Here is a 22,984-nt window from a genome sequence, read left to right as displayed (position 1 = left end):
CCCGATCCTCCCACGGCGCGGGGCCCCGGGCCGTGTCGCGACCGCCGCGCGGACCGCCGGCTGCCGGGCCCCGGCGACGGGGACGACCGGGGTCAGCGCGTCTGCGCCACCCAGGCCCGGTGCATCGCCGCGTACACGCCGTCGTCCGCCACGAGGTCCTCGTGCGGCCCGTACTCGACCACGTGCCCGGCGTCGACCACCACGACGAGGTCCGCGGCCTCCGCGGTCGACAGCCGGTGCGCGATGGTCACCGTGCTGCGGCCCGTGGTGAGCGAGTCCAGCGCGCGGGCGATCCGCACCTCGGTGGCCGGGTCGACGGCCGAGGTCGCCTCGTCCAGCACGAGCAGGTCCGCGTCCGCGAGGTACGCCCGGGTGAGCGCGACCAGCTGCCGCTCCCCCGCCGACAGCGCCTCGCCGCGCTGGCCGACCGGCGTGTGCAGGCCGGACGGCAGCTCGGCGACCCAGTCGGTCAGCCCGAGCTCCGCCAGCGCCGCGCGCAGCCGGGGCTCCGCCTCTGCCGTGGTCGGGGCGGCGTGGTCGTCGCCGTCGCGCAGGCCGTAGACCAGGTTCTCCGCGAGCGTGGCGTCGAACAGGAAGCCCTCCTGCGGGACCATGACGACCCGCCGGCGGAGGTCCTCGGTGCGCACGCTGCGCAGGTCGGTGCCGTCGAGCAGCACCGCGCCGCGCGTCGGGTCCATCAGCCGGGTCACGAGCTTGGCGATCGTGGTCTTGCCCGAGCCGGTCGCCCCGACGACCGCGACGGAGCGGCCGGCCGGCAGGTGCAGGTCGACCTCGTGCAGCACCGGCGGGCCGTCGGGGTAGGCGAAGCCCACGCCCCGCAGCTCGACCGCGGCCGGGCCGCGCGGGGACGGCACGCCGCGCGGGCCGGGGTCGGCCACCTGCACGGGCGTGTCGATGATGCCGAGCACCCGGCGCCAGCCGGCGACCGCGTTCTGCAGCTCGTTGAGCACCTCGGTGGCCTGCTGCACCGGGCCGGTGAACAGCTGCACGAGGAACAGGAACGCGAGCAGGCGGCCGACGCTGAGGTCGCCCGCGACGCCGAGCGCCGTGCCCGCGACGACCACGACGGCCAGCACCAGGTTCGCGACCAGCACGCCGGAGGAGAACACCAGCGACACGGTGTTCTGCGCGCGCACCATGGCGTCCCGCGTCGCGCCGATCCGCTCGTCGACGGTCCGCTGCACCCGGCGCTGCACGCCGTACGCGCGGATGGTCTCCGCGCCGACGACGGCCTCGGACACGGCGCCGAGCATGGCGCCGACCCGCTCGCGCACGGTCGTGTAGGCGACGTTCACCCGGCGCTGGAGCGGGCGGAGCGCGAGCACCAGCGGCCCGAAGCACAGCCAGACGAGGATGGTCAGCTGCCAGGAGTAGACCGCCATGAGCACGGTCGCGACCAGCACCTGGAGCGTGGAGACGAGCAGCATGATGCCGCCCCACTGCACGAACATCGAGATGGTGTCGACGTCGGAGGTCACGCGGGAGACCAGCGACCCGCGCCGCTCGGTGTTCTGGGTCAGCACCGACAGGTCGTGCACGTGCCGGAACGCGCGCACCCGGAGCTGGGCCAGACCCGCCTCGCTCGCGCGGAACAGCCGGACGTTGACCAGCGCGGAGCACAGGCCGCCGGCGACCAGCGCGAGCGTGGCGGCGAGCACCAGGGTGACGACGCGGCGCACGTCCGGGCCGCCCTCGGCGAGGATGCCGGTGTCCATCACCTGCTGGACCGCGATCGGGACGACGACCTTGCCCGCCGCGGCGAGCGTCGCGAGCAGGAACGTGACCCCGATGCCCTGCACCAGCTGCGGCGAGACCTCGACGCCGCGGCGCAGCGTGCCCAGGACCCCGCGGTGCGTGCCGCCCAGGCCCGCCTGCTCGTCGGACTGCTGCTCGGCGCTCATCGGGCCCCCTCCACGTCCAGCTCGTCCGCGTCCTGGTCGGCCAGGTCCGCGCGCTCGTCGGGCGCGGCCGCCTCCGCGTCCAGCGCCTCGGCCCGGCGCGCCGCCCGACGCTCGGACTCCTGCTCGTAGGCGGTCGCGAGCTCCGCGTACCCGGGGTCCCGGGCCAGCAGCTCGGCGTGCGTGCCGTGGTCGACCACGCGCCCGCCGGCCAGGTGCACCACCTCGTCGGCGAGCAGCACCGACGACATCCGGTAGGCGACCAGCAGCACCGTCGGGCCGCTCGCGTCGCCGCCGGCGTGCGCCCGCAGCCCGGTGAGGATGTCCTGCTCCACGCGCGGGTCGACCGCGGAGGTGGCGTCGTCCAGGACCAGCAGCCGGGGCCGGCGCACCAGGGCGCGCGCGATCGCGAGCCGCTGCCGCTGCCCGCCGGACAGGTTGGAGCCGCGCTCCCCCAGCCGGGCGTCGAGCCCGCCGGGCAGGTCGCGCACGACGCCGTCGACCCGGGCGAGCCGCAGCGCGGCCCACACCTCGTCGTCGGACGGCGCGTCCGGGTCGTCGGGGTCGCGCAGCGTCACGTTGCCGCGCACGGTGTCCTCGAACACGAACGTCTGCTGCCCGACCAGCACCACCTGGTCGGTGAGGTCGCCCGGGACCAGGTCCCGCACGTCGGTGCCGTCGACCTCGACGGTGCCGGTGCTGGGGTCGGTCAGCCGGGGCACGAGCGACACGAGGGTCGTCTTGCCGGCGCCGGTCGGGCCGACCACCGCGACCACCCGGCCGGGCGCCACGTCCAGGTCGACCCCGCCGAGCAGCGGGACCGGGCCCTCGGGGCCGGGGACCTCGACGCCGACGCCGGACATCCGCAGCGCCGCGCCGCCGCCCGCGCCCCGGGCCAGCGGCCGGGCGCCCGCGACGAGCTCGCCCTCGGCGTCCACCACGCGGGCCACGCGCTCGTGCCCGACCAGGCCGCGCGGCAGCTCGCCGAGCACCCAGCCGAACGCGCGCACCGGCACCGCCATCAGCGTGAGCAGGTACGCCGCGGAGACGATGTCGCCGGTGCCGACCGCGCCGGCCTGCACCCGCCAGACGCCGACCAGCAGCACGAGCAGCGTGCCGAGGTTCGGCAGCATGTCGATGACCGGGTCGAAGTACGCCCGGACGACGCCCACGCGGACGTTCGCGTCCCGGAGCTGCCCGGCGCGCTCGGCGAACCGGCGCTCCTCGCGCTCCTCGGTGCCGAGCGACTTGACCAGCAGCGCGGCCTCGAAGCTCTCGTGCGCGATGTCGGCGACCTCGGCGCGCAGCTGCTGCGCGCGGGTCGCGGCCGGGGACATCCGGCGCTGGAAGACCAGGTTCGCGACCACGGCCGCCGGGAGCACCACCATCGCGGCGACGGCCAGCCACACGTCGGTGCTGAACAGCGCCACCGCGGCGACGCCGATCATCACGACGACGCCCAGCGCGAACGGCAGCGGGTTGAACACGCCCGTCGCGGCCTCGACGTCGGCCGACGCGTTCGACAGCAGCTGCCCGGTGGGGTGCGCGCGGTGCCACGTCATCGGCAGCCGCAGGTACTGCCGGGTCACCGCGCGGCGGTGCATCGCCTGCTGGTCCGCGACGCCCATGCCGGCGAAGATCCGCCGGCCGGCGACCGCCGCGGCCAGCGAGACCGCGACCAGGGCGAGCACGCCGCCCGCGACCCAGATCCGGCCGCGCGCGTCGGGATCGCCCCCGAGCGCGGGGACGACCACGGAGTCGGTGGCCCAGCCGAGCACCCGGCTGACCGCGACGGTCAGCGCGCCGTAGGCCGCCGAGGTGCCGATGGCCAGCACGTACGTGCGCGGCTGGGAGGCGATGCCGCGGCCCAGCAGCAGCAGGGAGCGCCGCAGCACCGACCCGGTGAGCATCGCCGGACGGGGCGTGGTGGAGCGCGCGGGCACAGCACGGCCTTTCACTGCGGGGGTGGGCGGTGCCGTCGATCCTCTCACGGGCCACCCACAGGTGAGACGGCGCGGACGCACCTGGTGAGACGGCCCCGGGAACGCCGACGGGCCGGCCACCCGGAGGTGGCCGGCCCGTCGGACCGGTGGCCGGGCTGGACGCCCGGCGGTCGGCTCAGTTGCCGGTGAGCTTCTCGCGGAGCGCGGCCAGGGCCTCGTCCGACGCGAGCGTGCCGGTCGCCTCCTGGGCCGGGGCCGAGGAGTACGAGGAGGACGACGAGCTCGAGGAGGAGCTGGACGACGAGGAGCCGGCGTCGCCGCCACCCGCCGCGGCCTCCGCGTCGGCCTGGACGGCGTCCAGGACCTGCTTGCGGTGCGCCTCCCAGCGCTCGTGGGCCTGGGCGTACTGCGCCTCCCAGGTCTCGCGCTGGGACTCGTAGCCCTCGAGCCACTCGTTGGTGGTCGGGTCGAAGCCCTCGGGGTACTTGTAGTTCCCCTCCTCGTCGTACTCGGCCGCCATGCCGTACAGCGCGGGGTCGAAGTCCTCGGAGGTCGGGTCGAAGCCCTCGTTCGCCTGCTTGAGCGACAGCGAGATGCGGCGGCGCTCCAGGTCGATGTCGATGACCTTGACGAACACGTCGTCGCCGACCTGGACGACCTGCTCCGGGATCTCGACGTGGCGCACGGCCAGCTCCGAGATGTGCACCAGGCCCTCGATGCCGTCCTCGACGCGCACGAACGCACCGAACGGGACGAGCTTGGTGACCTTGCCGGGGACGACCTGGCCGATGGCGTGCGTCCGGGCGAAGGCCTGCCACGGGTCCTCCTGCGTCGCCTTCAGCGACAGGGAGACCCGCTCGCGGTCGAAGTCGACGTCCAGGACCTCGACCGTGACCTCCTGGCCGACCTCGACGACCTCGGAGGGGTGGTCGATGTGCTTCCAGGACAGCTCGGAGACGTGCACGAGGCCGTCCACGCCGCCCAGGTCGACGAACGCACCGAAGTTGACGATCGAGGACACGACACCCGGGCGCACCTGGCCCTTCTGCAGGGTCTGCAGGAAGGTGGAGCGGACCTCGGACTGGGTCTGCTCGAGCCACGCGCGGCGGGACAGGACCACGTTGTTGCGGTTCTTGTCGAGCTCGATGATCTTCGCCTCGATCTCCTTGCCGACGTACGGCTGGAGGTCGCGGACCCGACGCATCTCCACGAGGGAGGCGGGGAGGAAGCCGCGGAGGCCGATGTCGAGGATGAGGCCACCCTTGACCACCTCGATGACGGTGCCGGTGACGACGCCGTCCTCCTCCTTGATCTTCTCGATCGTGCCCCAGGCGCGCTCGTACTGGGCGCGCTTCTTGGACAGGATCAGACGACCCTCCTTGTCCTCCTTCTGGAGGACGAGGGCCTCGACCTCGTCACCGACCTTGACGACCTCGCCCGGGTCCACGTCGTGCTTGATGGAGAGCTCGCGGGACGGGATGACGCCCTCGGTCTTGTAACCGATGTCGAGCAGGACCTCGTCGCGGTCGACCTTGACGATGGTGCCCTCGACGATGTCGCCGTCGTTGAAGTACTTGATCGTGGCGTCGACAGCGGCGAGGAAGTCCTCGGCCGAGCCGATGTCGTTGACCGCGACCTGCGGGGTGCCGGGCTTGGCGGGGGTGGAGATGCTCATGTAGGGATGGGCTCCGATGCGGACATGAAGTAGTGGGAACGGGTTCGGCGGGCGCCAGACGGCACGCCACACCGGCGAACACCTTACCGGTCCCGACGACAGCGGGTCAAAGCCGCCCGGGGGCCCGGTGACGGCTCCCCGGGCGGCTCCGCCCCGGCCGGTCAGGCCAGCGCGCGGACCACCTGGAGCAGCTCGGTGGGGACCCGCTTGACCTTGCCCGCGATCTCCTGCAGCGGGACGAGCACGACCTCGTCGCCGCGCAGCGCCGTCATCACGTCCGTCCGGCCCTGGCTGATCGCGTCGATCGCCGCCACGCCGAACCGGCTGCCGAGGATCCGGTCCGCCGGCACCGGGCTGCCGCCGCGCTGCACGTGGCCGAGCACCGTGACCCGGGTGTCGAACCCGGTGCGCTGCTCGATCTCCGCCTTGACCCGCGCGGTGATCGCGCCGGCGACGATCTCGCCGAACTGGCCGACCGGCGCCTCGTAGGACATCGAGGTGCCCTCGGCGGGCACGGCGCCCTCCGCGACGACGACGATCGAGAAGTTCGCGTGCGCGCGGTGCCGGTGCTTGAGGAACTTGATGACCTTGTCGATGTCGAACGGCTCCTCGGGCGCCAGTACGACCTCGGCGCCGCCGGCGATGCCCGCGGTCACGGCGATCCAGCCGGCGCTGCGACCCATGACCTCGACGATCATCACGCGGTTGTGCGACTCGGCCGTCGTGTGCACCCGGTCGATCGCCTCGGTCGCGATCTCCACCGCGGTGTCGAAGCCGATGGACCGGTCGGTGCCCCACACGTCGTTGTCGATCGTCTTGGGGATCGCGACGATCTTCACGCCCGCCTCGGCGACCTTCGAGGCCGCGTGCAGCGTGCCGTCGCCGCCGATGCAGATGAGCGCCTCGATCCGCTCGGCCTCGAGCGTGGCGAGCACCGCGTCCAGGCCGCCGTCGGACGCGTGCGGGTGGAACCGGGCGGTGCCGAGCAGGGTGCCGCCGACCGGCAGCACGTTGCGGATGTGGTTGCGGCTGAGCGGGACGATGTCGCCGTCCACGACGCCGCGCCACCCGTTGCGGAACCCGATGATCGAGTGGCCGTACTCCCCCTCCCCGCGCTTGACGACGGCCCGGATGGCCGCGTTCAGACCGGGGACGTCGCCCCCGCCGGTGAGCAGTCCGACACGCACGCTGGGGTCTCCTTCTCGAGGTGGGGTGGCCGCGGCGCCCTCGCGCGGCGTGACCAGGCTATCCGTGCCCGACGGGCCCGCCCGTGAGCCGGAGGTCCCGGGCGATTCGTCCGGCTACCGTCGTGCGGGTGACCGACAGCACCGACGACCTCGCCACCGACCGGCTCGCCGCCGCCGGCTACCTCGACGTGCCCGCCGCCGCGGCCGAGGGCGCCGGGCGGCGCTGGTGGGACGCGAACGCGGGCGACTACCTGGACGAGCACGGCGCGTTCCTCGGCGACGACGACTTCCTGTGGTGCCCGGAGGGCCTGCGCGAGTCCGAGGCGGGGCTGCTGGGCGACGTCGCGGGACGCCGGGTGCTCGAGGTGGGCGCGGGCGCGGCGCAGTGCTCCCGCTGGCTGGCGGCCCGCGGCGCGCGGGCGGTTGCGACCGACGTGTCCGGCGGGATGCTCGCGGCGGCCCGGGAGCTGGACCGCCGGCTGGCGCGCGACCCGGCGCGCGAGGCGGGCCCGGTGGCCGGGCGGGCGGCGACGGTGCCGCTGGTGCAGGCCGACGCGCGGGCGCTGCCGTTCCCGGACGCGTCGTTCGACGTGGTGTTCACCGCCTACGGCGCGATCCCGTTCGTGCCGGACGCCGGGCGGGTGCACACCGAGGCGGCGCGCGTGCTGCGGCCCGGCGGGCGCTGGGTGTGCTCGGTGACGCACCCGGTGCGCTGGGCCTTCCCGGACGACCCGGGCGAGCGCGGGCTCACCGCCGACCGGTCCTACTTCGACCGCCGGCCCTACGTGGAGCGGGACGACCGAGGGCGGGTGCTGTACGCCGAGTACCACCGGACGATCGGCGATCACGTCGCGGACCTGGTGGGCGCCGGCCTGGTGCTGGACGCGATCGTCGAGCCGACGTGGCCGGAGGACAACGACCGCACGTGGGGCGGCTGGAGTCCGCTGCGCGGGCGGCACCTGCCGGGCACCGCGATCTTCGTGGCGCACCGCCCGGCGTAGCGCTGCCGCCGAGTTCGGCACTCCGGTACCGAGTTCGGCACCTCGGGGTGCCGAACTCGGATGCCGACTGCCGAACCCGGCGGTCGGGGGTCAGTGCCCGGCGGCGTGCCAGCTGTCGCCGACGCCGACCGAGACGTCCAGCGGCACCGAGAGGTCGTACGCCGCGCCCATCTGGGCGCGCACCAGGGCCTCCACCGCCTCGCGCTCCCCGGGGGCGACCTCGAGCACGAGCTCGTCGTGCACCTGGAGCAGCAGCCGGCTGCCGAGCCCCTGGGCGTCGAGCTCGCGCTGCACGCCCAGCATCGCCAGCTTGATGATGTCGGCCGCCGAGCCCTGGATCGGGGCGTTGAGCGCCATCCGCTCCGCCGCCTCGCGCCGCACCCGGTTGTCGCTGGTGAGGTCGGGCAGGTACCGCCGGCGGCCGAGGATGGTCGCGGTGTACCCGGTCGCGCGGGCCTCGTCGGCCACGCCCGTCAGGTAGTCCCGCACGCCGCCGAACCGGTGGAAGTAGTCCTGCATGAGCGCGGCGGCCTCGGACACCTCGATCTTCAGCTGCTGCGACAGCCCGTACGAAGACAGGCCGTACGCCAGGCCGTAGGACATCGCCTTGATCTTGGACCGCTGGGCGCTGCTGACCTCGTCGGTCGGCACGCCGAACACCCGCGAGCCGACGTAGGAGTGCAGGTCCTCCCCCGCGGTGAACGCCTCGATGAGGCCCTCGTCGCCGGACAGGTGCGCCATGATCCGCATCTCGATCTGCGAGTAGTCGGCGGTCAGCAGGGTCTCGTAGCCCTGGCCGACGACGAACGCCCGGCGGATCTGCCGGCCCGCCTCGGTGCGGATCGGGATGTTCTGCAGGTTCGGGTCCGTCGACGACAGCCGCCCGGTCGCCGCGATCGTCTGCTGGAACGTCGTGTGGATCCGGCCGTCCGGCGCCACCGAGCGCAGCAGGCCCTCGACGGTCTGGCGCAGCCGGATGGCGTCGCGGTGCGCGAGCAGGTGCTCGAGGAACGGGTGCCCGGTGCGGGCGAACAGGTCGGCCAGCGCGTTGGCGTCCGTGGTGTAGCCGGTCTTGGTGCGCTTGGTCTTCGGCATGTCGAGCTGGTCGAACAGCACCTCCTGGAGCTGCTTCGGCGAGCCGAGGTTCACCTCCCGCCCGATCGCGTCGTACGCCTCCCCCGCGGCGCGCTGCACGGCGGTGTCGTACTCCTTCTCCAGCGCGGACAGGTAACCGGCGTCCGCGGCGATGCCGACGTGCTCCATCCGCTCCAGCACGCCCTCGAGGGGCAGCTCGACGTCGCGCAGCAGGTGGTCGGCGCCGCGGTCGACGAGCTGGCCGCCCAGGACGTCGACCAGGTCCAGCACCGCGGCCGCGCGGACGGCACCGCGGGTGCCCTCCGAGGAGCCCTCCAGGTCGAGGTCGAGCGCGCCCTGGCCGGCCTCGTCCGCCACCGCGCCGAGCTCGCGGCGGAGGTAGCCGATCGCGAGGTCGGACAGGTCGTAGCCGCGGCGGTCGGGCTGCAGCAGGTAGGCCCCGAGCTCGGTGTCGAACTCCACCCCCGCGAGGGTCAGGCCGCGGCCGGCGAGCGCGTGCCACGCCTCCTTGGCGGCGTGCAGCGCCTTGGGCTGCGCCGGGTCGGCGAGCCACGCGGCCAGCGCCGCCTCGTCGGCCGGGGCGATCTGCGCGAGGTCGTAGGCCACGGCCTCCCCGCCGACGACCAGCGCGATCCCCCAGGCGTCGCCGCCCGCCGGGGAGGCCGAGCCCTGGACGTCCACGGCGGTGCGCGCGCCGGCGTGCCGCTCCAGCCAGGCCGCCAGGCCGCCGTCGACGGGCGTCACGACGACCGGGCCCTCCGCGGGTCCGGCCACCTCGCCCGCGCCGTCGTCCTCGCCCGGGAGCATCGCGAACAGCCGGTCGCGCAGCGTGCGGAACTCGAGCTCGTCGAGGATGGTGTGCAGCGCCTCGCGGTCCCAGGGGCGCGCGACCAGGTCCTCCGGCCCGAGCGGCAGCTCCAGGTCGTCCAGCAGCCGGTTGAGCTGGCGGTTCAGCAGCACCTGGTCGAGGTTCGCCCGCAGCGACTCCCCCGCCTTGCCGGTGATCTTGTCGACGTTCGCGACGATGCCCTGCAGGCCGTCGTAGGTGGCGATCCACTTGGCCGCCGTCTTGGGGCCGACGCCGGGGACGCCGGGCAGGTTGTCGGAGGACTCGCCGACCAGCGCGGCGATGTCGGGGTACCGCGCCGGCGGCACGGCGTACTTGGCCTCGACCGCCTCCGGGGTCATCCGCGCGAGCTCGGAGACGCCCTTGACCGGGTACAGCACGGTCACCCGGTCCGTGACGAGCTGGAGGGAGTCGCGGTCGCCGGAGCAGATCAGCACGTCCATGCCCTCGGCGGCGCCCTGGCGGGCGAGGGTCGCGAGGATGTCGTCGGCCTCGAAGCCCGGCTTGTCGAGCGTCGGGATGTGCATGGTCGTGAGGACCTGCTTGATGACCTCGACCTGGCCGCGGAACGCGTCCGGGGAGGCGGAGCGGTTGGCCTTGTACTCCTCGTACTGCTCGGTGCGGAACGTGGTCCGCCCGGCGTCGAACGCGACCGCGACGTGCGTCGGCGCCTCGTCCCGCAGCAGGTTGGCGAGCATCGACACGAACCCGAACACCGCGTTGGTGGGCTGGCCGGTGGAGGTGGCGAACTTGTCGACCGGGAGGGCGAAGAACGCCCGGTAGGCCATCGAGTGGCCGTCGACAAGGAGGAGTCGCGTCGCGTCAGTCACGGGTGCCAACCTATCGGGCATGGCTGACACCGACCTGCCGCCCGCGGCCGTCCCCGCCGACGCGCCCCTCGGCTCCCTGATCCCCCCGGGCACGCTCATGGAGCGCATGGGCATCGAGATCCAGGAGGTGTCCGCCGAGCGCGCGGTCGGCACCATGCCCGTCGCCGGGAACGTGCAGCCGTACGGGCTGCTGCACGGCGGCGCGTCCGCGGTGCTGGCGGAGACGCTCGGCTCCTACGCCGCGAACGCGCACGCGGGCCCGGACCGGCGCGCGGTCGGGATCGAGCTCAGCTGCACGCACCACCGGTCGGCGACCGACGGCGTCGTGACGGGCACCGCGACGGCCGTCCACCTGGGCGGCCGCGTCGCGACCTACGACGTGGTGGTCTCGGACCCGCGCGGCCGGCGGGTCTGCTCCGCCCGGCTCACCTGCATGCTGATCGACGCCCGGCCCGCCTGAGCGGCCTCGGTCACCGTCGCGGCGCGGCCGGCGCGGGCGCGCCGCCGGCGGGCGATCAGGTCGTCCAGGCCCGAGCGGGCGGGGCGACGGCCGGGCTGCGGCGCGTCCGCGGAGAGCTTGCGCTGCAGCACCTCGGTGCTGACCACGCGGTGCGCGGCCGCCGGGGCGAACCCGAGGCGCGCGAGGAACCGGTGCATGCCGCGGGCGCCGGGCAGCGGCACCGCGAGGACGTCGGTCGCGCCGACGCGCCGCGCCTCCTCGACCACGCCGCCGAGCAGCGCGTGCCCCACGCCGCGGCGCCGGGCGCCCTCCGCCACGTAGACCGCCTCGATCGAGACCGTCACCTCGTCGGTGAACAGGCTCGGGCCCACGATCCGGGCGAGCACCAGCCCGCACAGCTCGTCGTCCAGCGTGCCGACCAGGCCGAGGGCGCCGGGCTCGGCGACCAGGGCGCCGATCTGGTGCCGCAGGCGGTCGGCGTCGTCGGTGCACAGCTGCGCGCCGACGAGCGACTCGGAGCGGGCCGCGAGGCTGAGGGCGACGAGGACGTCCAGGTCCTCGGGGCGGGCGGGTCGGACGGCGACGGGCGAACGCACGGTACGACGACCTCCTGGACTCCTACTCGGACGGCACGGCGACACCGGTGTCCCCGCGATCGTGCTGCGCCCCCCGCGGCATCGACCGATCATGGCGCACGACCAGGGCGTCTGCCTAGTCGCGTCCGGGCGCCCGCCCCGGCCCCGCGGACGGAGACGCAGGTCACCGCGCCCGGCCGTGGCGCGTCTCACTCCTTGGGGTGAACGCTGCTCCGTCCGGGCGGCCGCTCCGTCGCGCCACCTGCGGACGAATCGGACACGCCGCACGGCGCGCCGACGTGACGTGCGTCTCAAACGTGCCTGTAATCGGCCGGAAACGCAGCATCCCTACTGTCACGCCAACCCACTCGCGGCCTCCTGACCCTCCGCGAGCCCGCTGCCGACAGGTCGACCCCGTCGACCACGACCGGACGGAGGACCAGGTGCGCCGAGTCGCGACCAGGGACCGTTCCACCGCCGGGGTGCCCGCCGCCCTCGGCGTGCTCCTCCTCGCAGTTCTCTTCCTCCTCGCCGTGCCGGGCACCGCCCGCGCGGCGGTGGCCGGGTGCGTCGCCGACGCCGCCACCGGCTGCATCAACGGCACCATCCGCACGGCGGACCAGCAACCCGCGGTCGGCGTCGTCCTCGACGTCGAGGGTCCGGGCGGGAGCACGCAGGCCACCACGGACGCCGAGGGCCGCTGGACCGCCGCCGTCACCGAGGCCGGCGAGTACACCGTCACCCTCGACGAGACCACGCTGCCCGCCGGCGAGAGCCTGCGGGACCCCGCCCAGAACCCGCGCACCGTCACGGTCGCCCTCGGGTCGTCCACCGGGGCGCTGTTCCCGCTGGGCGCACCGGCGGACGCCGGCGGCGGGTCCGACGAGGACCCCGACGCCGCGCCCGACCCGGAGAGCACCGCACCGGCGGACAGCGCCGGCGAGGTCGGCGCCCCCGTGGGCAGCTCGGACACCGGCTCGTTCTCCTGGGGCCGGCTCGCCCAGCAGGCCAGCAGCGGCCTCGTGTTCGGCGTGCTGCTCGCCCTGGCGTCGGTCGGCCTGTCGCTGATCTACGGCACGACCGGGCTGTCGAACTTCGCGCACGGCGAGCAGGTCACCCTGGGCGCGATCGTCGCGTACCTCGCGGTGCAGTCCTTCGGGCTGCCGCTGCTCGTGGCCGGCGTGGTCGCCGTCGTCGTCGGCGCCGCGTCCGGGTGGCTGCAGGACGCCGGGATCTGGCACCCGCTGCGCAAGCGCCGGGTGGGCACCACGCAGCAGATGATCGTGACGATCGGCCTGTCGATGGCGCTGCAGTACACGTACCAGTTCTTCTTCGGCGGCGGCGCGCTGCGCATCGTCACCACCACGCCGACGATGGTCACGCTCGGGCCGGTGCGGATCAGCGCCACCTCGCTGTGGTCGCTGCTCATCGCGGCGGTCGTGCTGGCGGGCGTCGCGTACTTCCTGCTCGGCACCCGGGTCGGCCGCGCCACCCGCGCCGTGTCGGACAACCCGGCGCTGGCCGCCGCCTCCGGCATCACCGTCGAGCGCGTCGTCCGGCTCGTGTGGGTGCTCGGCGCGGCGCTGGCCGCGCTCGGCGGCGTGCTCATGGGCCTCTACCTCAACGCGACCTCGTGGAACATGGGCGGCGCGCTCCTGCTGCTGATGTTCGCCGCGGTCACGCTCGGCGGGCTCGGGCAGGCGTTCGGCGCGCTCGCCGGGTCCATCGTCATCGGCCTGGTCGTCGAGATGTCGAACCTCGTCATCCCGAGCGACATGCGCTACGCCGGCGCCCTGCTCATCCTCATCCTCGTCCTGCTGCTGCGCCCCCAGGGCATCCTCGGCCGCGCCGAGCGGATCGGTTAAGGAGCCGACATGGACTGGTCCCGCATCCTCGTCAACGTCGCGGGCGAGATCTTCGCCCCGACCACCGCCGCCTACGCGCTCGCCGCCATCGGCCTCAACGTGCACTTCGGGCTCACCGGCCTGCTGAACATGGGTCAGGCCGGGTTCATGCTGCTCGGCGCCTACGGGTTCGCGATCTCCACCATCGCCGGCTGGCCCCTGTGGGCCGCGGTGCTGGTCGCGATCGCCTGCGCCGCCGCGTTCGGCCTGCTGCTCGGCATCCCCACGCTCAAGCTCCGCGGCGACTACCTGGCGATCGTCACGATCGCGGCCGCGGAGATCGTCCGGCTCGTCGGCCGGTCGACCGCGCTCACCGAGCTGACCGGCGCCTCGTCCGGCCTGCGCGGCAACTCCTACAAGGACACGTTCCAGGACGCCTCGCCGTTCCCCGACGGGACGTTCGCGCTGGGGCCGTTCGAGTACTCGATGAACGCCTCCAACTCCTGGTGGGTCCGGATCGTCGGCTGGGCCGTCGTCGCCCTCGCCTGCCTGCTGATCTGGCTGCTCATCCGCAGCCCCTGGGGCCGGGTGCTCAAGGGCATCCGGGAGGACGAGGACGCCGTGCGCTCGCTCGGCAAGAACGTCTACTCCTACAAGATGCAGGCGCTGGTGCTCGGCGGCGTGATCGGCGCGGTCGCGGGCATCATCTACGTCCTGCCGCGCGCCGTGCAGCCCGACTCGATGGGCCGCCCGATGACGTTCTTCATCTGGACGATCCTGCTGCTCGGCGGCGCCGCGACCGTGTTCGGACCCGTGCTGGGGTCGATCATCTTCTGGGTGTCGCTCATGCTGATCAAGTCGGTGATGCGCGCCGGGGTGCCGGAGTCGGTCATGCGGACCGAGCAGATCGAGCAGTTCGGCTGGATCATCGTCGGCGTCACGCTGATGCTCCTGGTGATCTTCCGGCCACAAGGCATCCTCGGCGACAAGAAGGAGCTGGCGATCGATGTCCGCTGACCTCCCCCGGGGCCACGTCCCCGCCGCCGTGCCGCACGCCACGACCGCGTCCGGCCGGGACCGCGTCACCGCCGACCTCGCGCACGTCGCGCACACGCCCGGCGTGCCCAAGCCCGACGCGATCGTCGTCGCCGACCAGGTCACCCGGCACTTCGGCGGCATGACCGCCGTCGACGTCGGGCACCTCGAGGTGCAGCGCGGCGCCATCACGGCGCTCATCGGCCCGAACGGCGCCGGCAAGACCACGCTGTTCAACCTGCTCACCGGGTTCGACAAGCCGTCCACGGGCACGTGGTCCTTCGAGGGCCGGTCGCTGTCCGGGGTCTCCGCGGCCCGCGTCGCCCGGTCCGGCATGGTCCGCACCTTCCAGCTGACCAAGGCGCTGTCCCGCATGACCGTCATCGAGAACATGCGGCTCGGCGCCACGAGGCAGCCCGGGGAGAACCTGTTCACGGCCCTGGTCCCGCCGCTGTGGAAGGCGCGGGAGCAGGAGATCACCGAGCAGGCCGAGGAGCTGCTGGTCCGGTTCAAGCTGGACGCCAAGCGCGACGACTACGCCGGGTCGCTGTCCGGCGGTCAGCGCAAGCTGCTCGAGATGGCGCGCGCGCTGATGTCGAAGCCCACGATGGTCATGCTCGACGAGCCGATGGCCGGCGTGAACCCCGCGCTCACCCAGTCGCTGCTCGGCCACATCCAGGCCCTGCGCGAGGAGGGCACCACGGTGCTGTTCGTCGAGCACGACATGCACATGGTCCGGCACATCTCGGACTGGGTGGTCGTGATGGCCGAGGGGAAGATCGTCGCCGAGGGGCCGCCCGAGGACGTCATGGCGGACCAGGCCGTCATCGACGCCTACCTCGGCGCGCACCACGACACCGACCTGGGCGACGACGCGCTGCTCGACGACGGCAGCATCGAGCAGCTCGAGGCCGAGGAGCAGGCGAACCAGGCGGCGGCCGCGGCCGCCGCGACCACCGAGGAGGGCCCGCGATGAGCAGCACCGCCGTGCAGGGGTCCGACCCCTCGACCGTCCACCGCGGCGCCCCCGCCGGGGAGCCGCTGCTCGCGGCGACCGACCTGGTGGCCGGCTACGTGCCGGGAGTGAACATCCTCAACGACTGCAACCTGGTCGTGCACCCCGGCGAGCTCGTCGGCATCATCGGGCCGAACGGCGCCGGGAAGTCGACGCTGCTCAAGGCGCTGTTCGGGCTCGTGACCATCCGGTCCGGCTCCGTGGTGCTGAAGGGCGAGGAGATCACCAACCACCGGGCCGACTCGCTGGTGCGGCGCGGCGTCGGGTTCGTCCCGCAGACGAACAACGTGTTCCCGTCGCTGTCCATCCAGGAGAACCTCGAGATGGGGCTGTTCCAGGCCCCGAAGCGGTTCAACGAGCGGTTCGAGTTCATCGTCGACCTGTTCCCGGTGCTGGGCGAGCGGCGCAAGCAGCGCGCCGGGTCGCTGTCCGGCGGCGAGCGGCAGATGGTCGCCATGGCCCGCGCGCTCATGATGGACCCGTCGGTGCTGCTGCTCGACGAGCCGTCCGCGGGCCTGTCCCCGGTCCGGCAGGACGAGACGTTCCTGCGGACCCGGAAGATCAACAAGGCCGGGGTGTCGATCGTCATCGTCGAGCAGAACGCCCGCCGGTGCCTGCAGATCTGCGACCGGGCGTACGTGCTGGACCAGGGGTCGAACGCCTACTCCGGCCCCGGGCGCGCGCTCATGAACGACCCCAAGGTGATCGAGCTGTACCTCGGCACCCTGGCGACGGACGTGGAGGCCGCCGCGGCGGACCGCCCGACCGCGGCGCCCGCCGCGCCGCCTGCTCCGCCGGCGCCACCGGCTCCCCCGGCGCCGCCCGCGGGGTGACCCGGCGGACGGTCGACCCCGCCGACCCGGGCCCGGTGTCGACCGTCCGCGAGCGTGCATGGAACACGTCGAGTGCCTATCCGTCGGATAGGCACTCGACGTGTTTCGTGCTCACTCGGCGCGGCTCGACCCGTCAGGCGTGGGCGTGCGCGTGCTCGTGCGGGTGGTCGTGGTCGTGGTCGTGCGGGTGCGCGTGGTCGTGCTCGCCCTCGCCGTCGAACGGGGGCATGCCCAGGCGCGCCCGCACCTCCGGGCGGCGCAGCGGCGGCACCGTGGCCGGCGGCCGGCGCCGCTCGGGCAGCTCGTCGAGCAGCCGCGTCACGATCGCGGCGATCTCGTCGACCGCGCGGTCCAGCGGCTCGGCCGTCGCGGCGCTCACCGACTGCACGCCGGTGACCTTGCGGACGAACTGACGGGCCGCGGCCACGATCTCCTCGTCGGTCGCGGCGGGCTCGAGGCCCCGCAGCGTGGTGATGTTCCGGCACATGCCGCCCACGGTAGGTCGGCCCCCGCCTCCCGGGAAGCCCCCCGGGCCGCCGACCTCAGCCGGCCGAGGGGTACACGATCTGCTGCACGGCCCACCGGTTGCCGTCGGGGTCGGCGAAGAACAGGAACCGCCCCCACGGGAAGTCCTGCACCTCCCCCACCTCCAGGCCGCGGCCGGTGAGCTCCTCGCGCGCGGTCTCGATGTCCGCGACGACGAGCTGCAGCCCCTCGACGGACCCGGGCGGCATCGTCGTCAGCCCGGTCCCGATCGCGATGGACGCCCCCGAGCCGGGTGGCGTGAGCTGCACGAACCGGATGCCGCCGCCGACCTCGTGGTCGTGGTCGAGCACGAAGCCGGCGCGCTGCGTGTAGAAGTCCTTGGCCCGGTCCACGTCGGAGACGGGCACCTGCACGAGCTCCAGTCGGTAGTCCATGCCCCGGACGCTACGCCCGGCCGCCGACACCGCCCTCGTCCGCCGGGGACGACCGAGGGCCCGGGACGCCGCACGCGTCCCGGGCCCTCGTGCGCCCTTCAGGCCGGTCCCCTGCTCTGGCCGGGGGCTCGGGCTGCCGTCGTCACTCGCCGACGGAGCCCTCGACCGCCTTCACCCAGACGTTCTTGTTGTCGGCGCCGTACTTGTACACGCCGATGAACGCGGACGACGGGTCGTTGTCCTCGTTGAACGGGCCGACGCCGGCCTGGCCGACGTACTGGATGTCCTCGCCGGAGTCGATCAGCTCGACGCAGTCGGCGAACGAGGTGCACTCCTCACCGCCGTCGGCACCCGACACCGCGGCCATGTTGGCCTGGATGGTGGCGCCGTCGGTCGCGCCGCCCTTGGTCGCCGCGAGGGCGGCCAGGATGGTCGCGTCGTACGACTCGGGGCCGTAGGCGTAGTCCGTCAGCGACGGGTCGACCTCCTTGAGGCGGGCCTGGAAGTCGTCGCTCGGGAAGGCGCCGGGGATGGTGCCCTGCGCGCCCTCGAGGGTGCCGGCGTCGAAGTCCGCGGAGTAGTCGGCCGTGTTGCCGTCGACCATGTAGATCGTCGACGGGTCGACGCCGGCGGCGACGAGCTCCGGGATGATCTGCTTGGTCTGCTCGAAGGCGAGGACCACGACGGCGTCGGGGCTGGTCGCCATGAGCGCGGTGACGTCGGTCGCGAAGCTGCTCGCGGCCGGGTCGAACTCCTCGCCCTCGTTGCCGTAGACGACGGTGGCGCCCGCGTCCTCGACGGTGGACTTCACGACGTCGCGCAGCGAGGTGCCGTAGTCGTCGTTGAACACCAGGATGCCGATGTTCGCGTGGCCGTCGCCGGTGATGAGGTTGCCGAGCGCGGCGCCCTGCACGGTGTCCGGCGGCGCGGTGCGGAAGTAGAAGTCGGAGTAGCCCGACAGCGAGGTCGCGGTGTTCGCCGGCGAGATCTGGACGATCTCGGCGCCCGTGATGTCGTCGACGACGTTGAGCGTGACGGACGAGGACGCCGCGCCGACGATGACCTGGACGTCCTGCGAGATGAGGTCCGTCACCGACTGGGTCGCGACCTCGGCGTGGTCGGCGTCGGACGAGTCGGCGTGGATGACCTCGACGTCCGAGCCCAGGACGCCGCCGGCGTCGTTGATCTCCTGGACCGCCAGGTCGACACCCGCGATCTCCGGCGGGCCGAGGTACGCCAGCGTGCCGGTCTGGGGCAGCAGGGTGCCGATGATCAGCGGGCCGGCGTCGCCGCTCGCCGTCTCGTCGCCGCCCGACCCGCCGTCGTCGCCGCTGCTGCACGCGGTCAGCACGAGCGCGACGGCGCCGGCGAGGGCTGCCGCCTGGACGGCATGTGTCGTACGAATCATGCGTGGTACTCCTGTCGGTGAGTACTGCCTGCCGGGAGCCCCGGCCGGATGCCGGGGGTGGTGCCACCGGCGGTGTGTGGCCGTGAAGGTATGCGCCCTGTGTGTCCGCCGCGTGTCGTGCATGTCACACCGGATGATCGGTGCCGATTCGTGACCTTCCCGCGGGAAGACGCGGATCGTGGCACGACACGCCGCCGGTGTGTGGCGTGGATCACATCGTGGACACGACAGGGTGCTCCGACAGCACGAGGCCCGGCCCACCGTGCGGTGGGCCGGGCCTCGAGGAGACTCAGGACGCGGGGCTCAGGAGGCGGCGCCGCCGACCTGGTCGATGACGGCGTCCGCGACCTCGCGCATGGTGAGGCGACGGTCCATGGAGGTCTTCTGGATCCAGCGGAACGACTCCGGCTCCGTCAGGCCCATCTTCGTCATGAGCAGGCCCTTGGCGCGGTCGACGCGCTTGCGGGTCTCGAACCGCTCCGCGAGGTCGGCGACCTCGGACTCGAGCGCGGTGATCTGCGCGTAGCGGGAGATCGCGATCTCCACCGCCGGCAGCAGGTCGGCCGGGCTGAACGGCTTGACGACGTACGCCATCGCGCCGGCGTCGCGGGCGCGCTCGACCAGCTCGGTCTGCGAGAACGCGGTCAGCAGCACGACGGGCGCGAGGTGCGCCTTCGCGATCCGCTCGGCCGCGGAGATGCCGTCGAGCACCGGCATCTTGACGTCCATGACGACGACGTCCGGCTTGAGCTCCGTCGCGAGGGCCACGGCCTGCTCGCCGTCACCCGCCTCGCCGACGACGTCGAAGCCCGCCTCGCGGAGCGTCTCGACGACGTCCATCCGGATCAGGGCCTCGTCCTCCGCCACGACCGCGCGCCGGGCGGGCTTGGCGGACGCCTCGGGCGCCTGCTCGGCCGCACGGGACTGCGGGATGTCGAGGTCGAGGGTGGGTTCGGCGGCCTGGGGGTCGCCGCTCGGCGTCGCGTCCTGGGTGCTCACGAGGAGAGATTCTAGGACCTCGGGCGGTCCGGGCGCGTCCCCGGGCCTGTGAACCTGCGCACGCCGACCGGTCGGTAGCGAATGCCGGGGCCGCGCGGGCGGGCCCGGCGCCCGTCACGCGACGCCCTCCACCACCGGCCGCGCCCCCGCGGCCTGCGCCGGTCGTGCGCGCAGCCACCGCGCGAACGCGTCCGCCGGCATGGGTCGCCCGTGCAGGTAGCCCTGCACGCGGTCGCAGCCGAGCTCGCGCAGCAGCGACTCGGTCTCCGGGTCCTCGACGCCCTCCGCGACGAGGCGCAGGCCCAGGTGGTGCGCGAGCTCCACGGTGCCCGCGACGATCGCCCGGGTCCGCGGGTCGGCGAGCGCCCGGGCGGTGAACGAGCGGTCCAGCTTCAGCTCCTCCGCCGGGAGGTCGGTGAGGTACGCGAGGGACGAGTAGCCGGTGCCGTAGTCGTCGATGCTCAGGCCGATGCCGCGGTTCGCCAGCCGGTGCGTCACCTCGACCGCGCGGTCCGGGTCGTCCATCAGCGTGGTCTCGGTGATCTCGAGCACCAGCGCACCCGGTGCGAGCCCCGACCGGGCGAGCGCGTCGTCGACCACCCCGAGGAGGCCGGGCTCGCCGAGGCAGGAGGTGGACAGGTTCACCGCGACGCGCACGGCGCGCCCCTCGTCCGACCAGCCCGCCGCGGCCCGCGTGGCCTGGTCGAGGACGTGCCAGGTGAGCCGGCCCATGAGGCCGTGCTCCTCGGCCAGCCCCAGGAACGCGGAGGGCGGCAGCACCCCGTGCTCGGGGTGCTCCCACCGCACGAGCGCCTCGGCGCCGACCACGGCGCCGTCGGCGGCGTCCACCTGCGGCTGGAAGTGCGCGGTGATCCGCCCGTCCCGCGGGTGCCCGTCGGCCTCGAGCGCGCGGCGCAGCGCGTCGACCCGCTCGCGCTCGTCGCGTGCCCGGGCGTCGGACTCGCGGTCGTACAGCCGCACCCCGCCGCCGGCCGCCTTGGCGCCGTACATCGCCGCGTCCGCGCACCGCAGCAGCCCCGCCGCGTCGCGGGCGCCGACGGCGGTCGTCGCGACGCCGACGCTCGCCTCGAGACGGACGACCCGGCCCTCGACGCCGATCGGCCGGGTGAGCTCGCGCCGCAGCTCGCGCCCGAGCCCCACGGCGGCGTCCGCGTCGGCGTCCGCGAGCGCGACCGCGAACTCGTCGCCCCCCAGTCGCGCCACGAGCCCACGACCGCCGACCGTCCCGTCCAGGCGCGCGGCGGCCGCCCGGATGACGCCGTCGCCCACCGCGTGCCCGAACCGGTCGTTGACCTCCTTGAACCGGTCCAGGTCGATCACCAGGAGGGCGCCGCGCGGACCCGCCGCGACCGCGCGCACGTGCTCGACCAGGGCGCGCCGGTTCGCCACCCCCGTCAGCGGGTCGGTCCGGGCCTCCTGCCGCACCGTGGCGAGCTGCGCGAGGTCGCGCACGAGCCGCAGCACCCGCGCCCCGCCGCCCACCGCGGCGACCGCGCCGAACACCGACGACACCGGCTGGTCCCCCGGCAGCAGCGCCTCGACGACCAGGATCAGCACGCCCGCGGCCATCACGACGACCGCGCCGAGCGTGGTGTCCTGGGACGCGGCCTCCCGCGGCGGCAGCGCGCGCGCCCGGCCGACCCGGAGCACCGCCAGGAGCAGCACGAGGCCCGTCCACGCGACGACGACGACCGCGTTGGGCGCCGGGCCGGCCCCGCGGACGAGCGCCACCAGCTCGACGGCCGACACCAGCACGAGCCCGGCCGCCAGCGCCCACGCCCGCCGGTCGCGGCGCAGGCCGGCGATGGCCAGGACGGTGCCGGCGGTGCCCAGGGCGACCAGCAGCCCCGCGAGCCGGACGAGGCCGAGCTGGGCCGCCCACCACGGGGCGCTGCCGGGCGCGTCACCGACGAGCAGGTTCCCGATCGCCAGGACCGCCGCCGCCGCGCTCACGCCGTTCAGCCAGTCCCCGGGGTCCGAGAGCGCCGTGCGGATCCGGTTCCAGTGCACCAGCCCGTGGTACAGCGCCGCGGCGGTCAGCACGGTGCCCGACGTGAAGGCCGCGCCGCGCGGGCCGCCCGCGAGCGCCACGACGGCCTCGGTCGCGAGACCCGCGGCGAGCGCCCAGGCGGCCACGCCCGCCCAGCGCCACGTGACGTGGTCGCCGTCCCGGTGCCGCGCGGACCCGCCGAGCATCCCGCCGGCGAGCGCGGCGGCCGCCGCCGTGACGACCACGAGCGCGACCGACGCGGGACCCCGGAGCACGAGCGCGACCGAGCCCAGCGCGGCGGCCGTGGCAAGCAGGGCCGCGGAGCGCGTCCGGCGCTGCGGGGCGCGGTCGGGTGGGATGGGGGTCATGGGGGCTTCCTGGTGACGGGCCCTCGCGACGACCGCGCGCCCCCGGCGGCGTCGCACCACCGTCCCGGGCCACCGTCGTCGACCGCCCGGGGACGCACCGTTCGCTCGATGCACGTCGAGCATGCGCCCCGTCCCGCGGCCCCGGCGACCCGGGAGCGGGTGAATCGGCTGGTGGAACGGGTGATCGGTCCGCCGGCCGCCGGGGTCAGGCGTCGGCGCGGACGCCGTCCACCCAGTCGGTCAGCAGCGCGCCGAGCAGCGCCGGCCGCTCGTGCGGCAGCGCGTGGCCCGTCCCGTCGACGACCGCCAGCGTCGCCCGCGGGTACCGCTCCAGCAGCCCGACCGCGCCCGCGTAGCCCACGACCGAGTCCCGGCGGCCGGCGACCACGAGCACCGGGCCGGCGTACGGCGAGGCAGCGGGGTCGTCCAGGCCGGTGATCTCCCACCGCTCGCCGATGCGCGCGTTCGCCGCCTCGTCCGCGAGCGCCGCGCCCGGCTCGACGAACCGCCGGTACCGGTCGAGCATCGCCGGGGTCTGCACCACGAAGTACCCGCGGAAGTCCGCGCCGCCCAGGGCGTCGTCCCGGACGACCGGCTCGTGCGCGGGGACGTCGTGCCCGCCGGCGACCAGCGGGCACACCAGCGCCAGCCCGGCGACGAGGTCCGGCCGCCGGGCGGCCACCCCCCGTGCGTCGTGCGCGCCCGCGGAGTGCCCGACGAGCAGCACGGGTTCGCCGCCCGCCTCCCGGGCCACCGCCTCGACGAACCCGGTCAGCACGTCGACGACGTCGTCCTCGGACCGCAGCACCGGTGGTGCGGGGGTGCGGCCGTGACCGGGCAGGTCCGGGTACACCCGCCGCAGGCCGCCCGCCGCCGCGAGCGCCGGCTCGAAGCAGGCCTCGGGCTCCCGGTGGTCCACCCCCGCGCCGTGCAGGACGACGACGGTCCGGCCGGTGCCGTGCGCGACGTGGTGCACCGCGACCTCGCCTGTCGTGCGCCCCACCCCCGCCACCCCCGGT

18 protein-coding genes are annotated in these 22,984 nt (G+C 74.5%); 6 read left to right on the top strand and 12 right to left on the bottom strand.

Going from position 1 to position 22,984, the window contains the following annotated elements; all coding sequences use genetic code 11:
- Positions 1-92 precede the first annotated feature (92 nt).
- The 4 genes from G6556_RS06470 to G6556_RS06455 all read right to left on the bottom strand — a co-directional run bounded on the left by G6556_RS06470 (position 93) and on the right by G6556_RS06455 (position 6,724).
- Positions 93-1,922, bottom strand: coding sequence for an ABC transporter ATP-binding protein (locus G6556_RS06470; RefSeq protein ID WP_166939616.1), 1,830 nt, complete (start codon positions 1,920-1,922; stop codon positions 93-95).
- On the bottom strand, positions 1,919-3,829 hold the full coding sequence (locus G6556_RS06465; RefSeq protein ID WP_166939619.1) for an ABC transporter ATP-binding protein: 1,911 nt from the start codon (positions 3,827-3,829) through the stop codon (positions 1,919-1,921). Before G6556_RS06465 ends, G6556_RS06470 begins: the two co-directional genes overlap by 4 nt.
- A 208-nt stretch (positions 3,830-4,037) precedes the next feature.
- Positions 4,038-5,537 (bottom strand): 30S ribosomal protein S1, encoded by a 1,500-nt coding sequence (gene rpsA, locus G6556_RS06460; protein WP_147793684.1) that lies wholly within the window; start codon positions 5,535-5,537, stop codon positions 4,038-4,040.
- 161 nt (positions 5,538-5,698) lie between these two features.
- Positions 5,699-6,724: an ATP-dependent 6-phosphofructokinase gene (locus tag G6556_RS06455; protein WP_166939614.1), complete on the bottom strand. Its 1,026-nt coding sequence runs from the start codon at positions 6,722-6,724 to the stop codon at positions 5,699-5,701.
- A gap of 128 nt (positions 6,725-6,852) precedes the next feature.
- Here G6556_RS06455 and G6556_RS06450 point away from each other — a divergent pair, with 128 nt between their 5' ends.
- Positions 6,853-7,725 (top strand): class I SAM-dependent methyltransferase, encoded by an 873-nt coding sequence (locus G6556_RS06450; protein WP_346774757.1) that lies wholly within the window; start codon positions 6,853-6,855, stop codon positions 7,723-7,725.
- 90 nt (positions 7,726-7,815) lie between these two features.
- Here the strand turns inward: G6556_RS06450 and polA are convergent, their stop codons facing one another.
- Entirely contained in the window at positions 7,816-10,518 is a 2,703-nt protein-coding gene (polA, locus tag G6556_RS06445; protein WP_166939612.1) for a DNA polymerase I, read from the bottom strand.
- Between the two features lie 76 nt (positions 10,519-10,594).
- Between polA and G6556_RS06440 the strand changes: the two genes are divergently transcribed.
- The gene (locus G6556_RS06440) at positions 10,595-10,957 is read left to right on the top strand and encodes a PaaI family thioesterase (protein WP_240933860.1); all 363 of its coding nucleotides are present in this window, start codon (positions 10,595-10,597) and stop codon (positions 10,955-10,957) included.
- Here the strand turns inward: G6556_RS06440 and G6556_RS06435 are convergent.
- Positions 10,870-11,553 (bottom strand): GNAT family N-acetyltransferase, encoded by a 684-nt coding sequence (locus G6556_RS06435; RefSeq protein WP_346774756.1) that lies wholly within the window; start codon positions 11,551-11,553, stop codon positions 10,870-10,872. The genes G6556_RS06440 and G6556_RS06435 overlap by 88 nt on opposite strands.
- 461 nt (positions 11,554-12,014) lie before the next feature.
- Between G6556_RS06435 and G6556_RS20170 the strand changes: the two genes are divergently transcribed.
- The 4 genes from G6556_RS20170 to G6556_RS06415 are packed head-to-tail and all read left to right on the top strand — an operon-like array spanning position 12,015 to position 16,259.
- Positions 12,015-13,397, top strand: coding sequence for a branched-chain amino acid ABC transporter permease (locus G6556_RS20170; protein ID WP_346774755.1), 1,383 nt, complete (start codon positions 12,015-12,017; stop codon positions 13,395-13,397).
- 9 nt (positions 13,398-13,406) lie between these two features.
- Positions 13,407-14,393 carry a branched-chain amino acid ABC transporter permease gene (locus tag G6556_RS06425; RefSeq protein ID WP_166939605.1) on the top strand — a complete coding sequence of 329 codons (987 nt, stop codon included), beginning with the start codon at positions 13,407-13,409 and terminating at the stop codon, positions 14,391-14,393.
- Complete coding sequence (locus G6556_RS06420; RefSeq protein ID WP_166939603.1) at positions 14,383-15,387, top strand: ABC transporter ATP-binding protein; 1,005 nt, start codon at positions 14,383-14,385, stop codon at positions 15,385-15,387. Before G6556_RS06425 ends, G6556_RS06420 begins: the two co-directional genes overlap by 11 nt.
- Positions 15,384-16,259: an ABC transporter ATP-binding protein gene (locus G6556_RS06415; RefSeq protein WP_166939601.1), complete on the top strand. Its 876-nt coding sequence runs from the start codon at positions 15,384-15,386 to the stop codon at positions 16,257-16,259. Before G6556_RS06420 ends, G6556_RS06415 begins: the two co-directional genes overlap by 4 nt.
- Positions 16,260-16,392: 133 nt before the next feature.
- On the opposite strand, the gene G6556_RS06410 is transcribed toward G6556_RS06415, so the two are convergent.
- The 6 genes from G6556_RS06410 to G6556_RS06385 all read right to left on the bottom strand — a co-directional run.
- Positions 16,393-16,746, bottom strand: a complete 354-nt coding sequence (locus tag G6556_RS06410; RefSeq protein WP_166939599.1) for a DUF2277 domain-containing protein — start codon at positions 16,744-16,746, stop codon at positions 16,393-16,395.
- A gap of 55 nt (positions 16,747-16,801) precedes the next feature.
- The gene (locus G6556_RS06405) at positions 16,802-17,179 is read right to left on the bottom strand and encodes a VOC family protein (protein WP_166939598.1); all 378 of its coding nucleotides are present in this window, start codon (positions 17,177-17,179) and stop codon (positions 16,802-16,804) included.
- 142 nt (positions 17,180-17,321) lie between these two features.
- Positions 17,322-18,587, bottom strand: coding sequence for an ABC transporter substrate-binding protein (locus G6556_RS06400; RefSeq protein WP_166939596.1), 1,266 nt, complete (start codon positions 18,585-18,587; stop codon positions 17,322-17,324).
- A 303-nt stretch (positions 18,588-18,890) separates the two neighbouring features.
- Positions 18,891-19,520 (bottom strand): response regulator, encoded by a 630-nt coding sequence (locus tag G6556_RS06395; protein WP_346774758.1) that lies wholly within the window; start codon positions 19,518-19,520, stop codon positions 18,891-18,893.
- Positions 19,521-19,700: 180 nt separating this feature from the next.
- The gene (locus G6556_RS06390; protein WP_166939592.1) at positions 19,701-21,965 is read right to left on the bottom strand and encodes a bifunctional diguanylate cyclase/phosphodiesterase; all 2,265 of its coding nucleotides are present in this window, start codon (positions 21,963-21,965) and stop codon (positions 19,701-19,703) included.
- Between the two features lie 205 nt (positions 21,966-22,170).
- Positions 22,171-22,984, bottom strand: an 814-nt coding sequence (locus tag G6556_RS06385; RefSeq protein ID WP_240933851.1) for an alpha/beta hydrolase, incomplete at its 5' end; no start/stop codon positions are given.

Source organism: Cellulomonas sp. IC4_254 (assembly GCF_011603975.1).
Taxonomy (GTDB): domain Bacteria; phylum Actinomycetota; class Actinomycetes; order Actinomycetales; family Cellulomonadaceae; genus Cellulomonas.
Note: the sequence above shows the minus strand (reverse complement) of the source record. Positions and strands in the feature narration are given on the sequence as shown.